This window comes from bacterium, from assembly GCA_024224155.1.
In the GTDB taxonomy this organism is placed as follows: Bacteria; Acidobacteriota; Thermoanaerobaculia; order Multivoradales; family JAHEKO01; genus CALZIK01.
In genome coordinates this window covers 1-5,023 of the sequence record JAAENP010000161.1, presented here as the reverse complement: position 1 = coordinate 5,023, position 5,023 = coordinate 1, and the positions used below count along the sequence as shown (strand labels likewise).

Annotated in this window: 4 protein-coding genes; all 4 read right to left on the bottom strand. The window is 63.4% G+C overall.

Annotated features, from left to right (window positions below; translation table 11 throughout):
* Positions 1-372: hypothetical protein (locus GY769_09920; protein MCP4202240.1), on the bottom strand; the 372-nt coding region annotated here is incomplete at its 3' end.
* A 270-nt stretch (positions 373-642) separates the two neighbouring features.
* Complete coding sequence (locus GY769_09915; GenBank protein MCP4202239.1) at positions 643-1,539, bottom strand: hypothetical protein; 897 nt, start codon at positions 1,537-1,539, stop codon at positions 643-645.
* A gap of 37 nt (positions 1,540-1,576) precedes the next feature.
* Entirely contained in the window at positions 1,577-2,146 is a 570-nt protein-coding gene (locus GY769_09910; GenBank protein ID MCP4202238.1) for a hypothetical protein, read from the bottom strand.
* Positions 2,147-2,261: 115 nt separating this feature from the next.
* Positions 2,262-5,023: hypothetical protein (locus GY769_09905; protein MCP4202237.1), on the bottom strand; the 2,762-nt coding region annotated here is incomplete at its 5' end.

Here is a 5,023-nt window from a genome sequence, read left to right as displayed (position 1 = left end):
TCGGCGTCGGTGGCGGGGGGCGCGGTGCGTGAGCCTGCCGTTTGCCGGCTTGTCCCAGGCGACCGTCGGAGCTCCCTGCAGACGAGGGTTCTCCGCCAGCTCCCAGGTGTAGATGCCGTCGGGCAGCATGTAGCCCTCGGCGTCGACCGGCGTGAATGAAGGCATCTGGCCGGACCGGAAGCGCTCGGTCTTGCGGTAGCCAGGCCCGGCGACAGTCAGCGTCATCCCTTCGCTCGAGATCGAGCGAAAGGCCAGGAGACCGCCTCGTGGCTCCATCGACGCGATCTCGTCGGCTGCGGCCGAATATGCGCCGGCCACGGCAAGGACGGCTACGAGCCCTACAACCAGCGTGTTCCCTAGACTTCTCTTCACGTCCTCAGCCCTCCAACTCTTGTTATTGAACAGATTCGCGGGAGTATAACACTCAGTCTTACATATACGGAAATAGCTATGAGGCGACGGCCGTCTAGATTCGGTACTGGGGTAATAGACGGTTCGGCCTGCGCAAATGTCTCATCTGACAAGTTCGCAATGCGAAGCTGCGACAGGTCGGTCGCACAATAGGAAAAGGGGGCGGCCGCGAGGGCCGCCCCCTTGGTATCGCCTGGCCTTCTTACAAGGACCGGGTCAGCCGACGCTGGCTCAGGTGCAATTACCGGTCACGCAGCTCATAGCACCGTTCAAGAATGTGCACTTGGTCGCCCCTGCGTCATCAGAGTCCCGGAACTCGATGCAGGACCCCGAACCGCCATTGTCGGTCACCTTGAGCTCGGCATTGCCGGTCCCTTGCTTGGTGATCACGAACGACGAGTCAGAGTTCTGGTTCTGGAACCTCCAGAAGACTCCGGCCGTCGAGTCGGTCAGATTGATGAACGTATCGCCGGCGTTCTGGACGTCCAAGGTGGCTGCCGGGCTGGCCGTGCCGAAACCGATATCTCCGTCGGCAGCGATATCGATCGCACTGGTCGGCGCGCCCGGACGCAACCGGATCGGCAGGGTCGAGCCGTTGGTGACGTCACGAATGAAGAAGTTGGCCTCGTTACCGGCCACGTCCCAGGTCTGCGCGGTAAAGCCGGACGAACCGTCCTGCTCAAGGCGGAGAGTCGGTGTGTTGCCGCTCTTGACATGAAGGTCGACTACCGGGCTGTTCGTGCCCAGACCGAGCCGACCGCCGTCATCGACGTAGAGCGAGTGGCTCGGAGCATTCCCCTCGATAGTAAACGGCGTCCGCCCACCGTCGATGTCGTCGATCGAGAACTTGTTGGCGCCGCCATTGGCAGAGTCGTTCGCCGTGATCTGCCAATCCCTGGTCGGGAAGCTGGCCGAGGTCGACGTGTCCACGAACCTGATCCGGAGGTTGTTCTCCTTCAAGCGAATCGTGTCGAAGCCGAACGATTCGCCGTTGACGCAGTCTTGGCCGACGCAGGCCGATCCGTCGACGATCAGGTCGTCGAGGATCTGCTGGTCCGCCGAAACCGGCGCGGTCACAATGAGGGCGAGCCCGAGCAGGGCCGCCGAGGTCCAAAGCGCTGTCTTCATCAATCTCATAACTATTTCTCCTCTCGGGTTCCCTGTTCTAGTTTCCATCTCGGTCGTTGTGCTCGGCGGCACGAGCAGCGGCGCTCGGTGGTGCCGCTATGCTCGACGCGCCCAGAGTTCGCGGCGACTCGGCCTCGACAAGATTCGGATCGACCATGACGCCGCCTTTGATCGTGAACACGCCGAACTGGCGCTGCCCCTTCGGTGCCGCCGCCATTTCCATCATGCGCCCGTCGGCCGAGACTTTACCGCTTCTGAAAGCGGCCGGGTTCAGATCCTGCGGCCGGGGCGAGACAACGAGCTCCCACTTGTAGGTACCGTCGGGAAGCTGAAAGCCTTCCTGGTCCACCGGCGCGAACGACGCCGTCTCGCCGGAGCGAAAGCTCTGCTTCGAAACGTGGCCTCGGCCGGCGACGGTCAGGGTCATCTCCTCGAAGCTGATCTTGGGAGCGAACGAAATGCTCCCGCCGTGAATGGCCATGGTTGCGACCTGCTGGTCTCCTCCGATCAGCTGAGCCTGCGCAGACTGGGCCGGCAGCGCCGCCAGGACCAAGAGGGCCACCAGCGGAATCAACCACAAGGTTTTGAGATTCCGGTTTCTGTTCATCTTGCTGGTCTCCTTTGGGTTCGTTCCTCGGCAAAGGCGCCGCCGTTGGGCCCGCCGCGGTGATTATGCATCATTCTCATTCTCTCTGTATTACCTCTTGTCAATACGTCCCCCCTTAGTCCTTCGTCTCGCGGAAGGTGGCGGTACAGAACGTTTCGCTGCGCGCCTGGACCACAGTCACCGGATCGGTGCCCTGGCAGTCGCCGCCCCACTCCACGAACTCGGAACCGCTTCCGGTCGGACGCGCGAAGAGAACGACAGTCGAGCCGTCAACGAAGTTGGCGCTGCAGTCGCTATCGGTGCTACAGACCAGACCGAGGTACCTCTTGCCGTCGACGTAGGGCCGGTTGCTGCTGACATCACCGGAGCCGCTGACCGACACGGTGAAGGCAGCCCCCTTGGGAAGACCGCCGATCGGCGCCGGGGCGCTAAATGGCGTGCCGCCTCCATTGCGACCGTCCTCGCAGGCGGCCGCGTTGTCTTCGCAGGTGCCGACCGGGATGAAGACCACCACGTTGATCGCCACCGAGGCCGTCGCGACGCTCAATCCGTCGGAGACCTCGAAGTTGAAGCCGTCGCTGACGGTGGCCTGGCTGGGCGTATAGGTCACCTGGCTGATGGCGGTTGCGGAGAGGGTCGTCGGCACCGTGGTGATGGGCTCGTCGACGATGACGTTGCCTGGCTGTGTGAGGACCTTCTGGGTCAGGGTGCCGCCCGTAGGCAACGAGGTGATGGTGAACGCTGGGTTCGATTGATAGAGCAGCGCCTGCGAGGCCGTGTTGTCGGTCTCGACGATCTCGGCGATCGTGAACTGGTCGTCCACCACCGCACCGAGGAAGACATTGCCGGTGGGCGCGAGCTCCGGAATGCCGTTGACGCCGACCAGCTGAATCTGGGCCGATTGCCCGGGCGCCAGCGCCGGCAGACTCTCTCGCCCGCCGATCAAGAGATCGTCGGTCGTCGTGACCGCTGAATCGCCCGAGATGTAAAGCCCGACGAAGCCACCGGAGCTTGCAACGTTACCGGTATTGGCAACCACGACCCGAATGCTGTCGCCGAAGGCGTACCAGCCGCTCGAGGAATCGAAGAAGTTGCTCTGTGCGATCGATGCGGGTGCGCTGAACTCGACGATGGTCAAGTTGGGCGCCGGCGAAGCCTCGCACTGGGCGCTGCCTTCGGCGTCCACGCGGATGTAGCCGCGACCGCCGCTGAAGGAGGCGCCGATAGCTTCGACTTCGATCGAGTAGGAGCCGGCAGCGAGCGCGAAGGTGCCGCTCGAGAACGCCGGATCGGCAAAAGCCAAGTCTGGACCCAACGCTGTGCCGGGGTCGATACGGGCAACCGCAGTCGTCTCCCCGATCACGTTGCTGGAATCGTAGATCCGAAACTGGTCGCCGTTGTCGAAGTCGTCGGTAACGCTGACACAGCCTGGACCGGTGAGCGTGATCTCGTACTGGGCGTCACCGGAGGGATCATCGGTGGCGAACACCGGGATCGTCCCGTTCCAGGTGAAGTCTCTCCAGCCGGCTCCGACTCCCAGGGCAAAGGTCGGTGTGGACGAGTCGGTGAGAACTGAGCTCGATCCGCCTCTGTCGCTGACGCCGTTCCCGGAGCCACTACCTGCCGCGCTCGGCGCTTTCGTGCCGAATGCCGCCGGCGCACCCGCAAACGCGGTTGCTCCTCGGCAGTCGAAGATCTCAGGATCGCAGCCACCCGGTGGATCGATACTCAAGTCGACCGTCACGGGTGTCTCTTCTTCGGCCGTCACGAACTGGTTGAACGCCTCGACCGGTTCCGGCGGCGTAAATGCCTGCACGTTGATCTCGACGACACCGGTGTCGGTCTCTTCGGGTTGGTCGATCGAGCCGCTGCCATCGACATCCCCGGTCACGATGAAGCTGAAGTCATCCTTGCCGACGAAATCAGCATTCGGAGCCAGATAATCGACGGTCGCCGATCTCTGCGGGACCTCCGAACCCTGGACCAGATTGCTGAGCGTGCCACCCTGACTTGTGGTGTTGCTGCTGAGTGAGAATGTCAGGGGCACGTCGTTGCCCTCACCGTCGCACGGCTCAGCCGGATTGATGGCTCCGGTCGGATCGCACGGAGCCGCAGCGCTCAGCACGATCGTGATCTTGGTCTGACCCTGCAGGGCTTCCACAGCGCAATCGTCGGGGTCCTGCGGGTTGCAGAGCAGGTCGTTGGCGATTACCTCACCGAGCGGTGGCGGCGGCTCGCTCTCGGCGCCGGGGTTGATCAAAACCTCAGCGGTATCGGTGCCACCGTTGCCATCGTCGACCTGGAAGACGAAGCTGTCTTCGACGTCGCCCGCTCCGGTCGGATTGTAGGTCGCGACAACCTCGGCCAGCGGATCCGCGGGGTCGCTGGCCGGCACAATGCTGTCGATAGTGCCCGCACTCGGACCGGAGATGATCGTGAACGTCAAGGTGTCTTCGTTGGGATCGGTACCGGAAAGCGTGATCTGAATGTCGACGTCGCCGCTGGTGACCGCCGTGATGCCCACGGTTGCCACCGGCGGATCGCCGAGGTCGTTGACCGTCACCACGACCTCGCCGTCGTCGCACAGCGGTTCGAGATCGCAGACCTGATAGCCGAAGCGGTCTTCGCCAGAGAAGTTCTGGGTCGGCGTGTAGGTGACGGTCGTGCCGTCGGTCGACACGCTACCGCTCGCGGTCGCCGCTTGGCTGACACTCACGGTCAGCTCGGCCGGATTGGCGTTGTCGGTGTCGGTGTCGTTAGCGAGCACCGAGACCACCACCGAGTTGTTCTCGTCGACCGAAGCTGCGTCGTCGGCCGCCACCGGTGCGTCGTTGACGCAGGTGACCGTCACGCGCACCGTGGCAGTCGAGCCGCCCG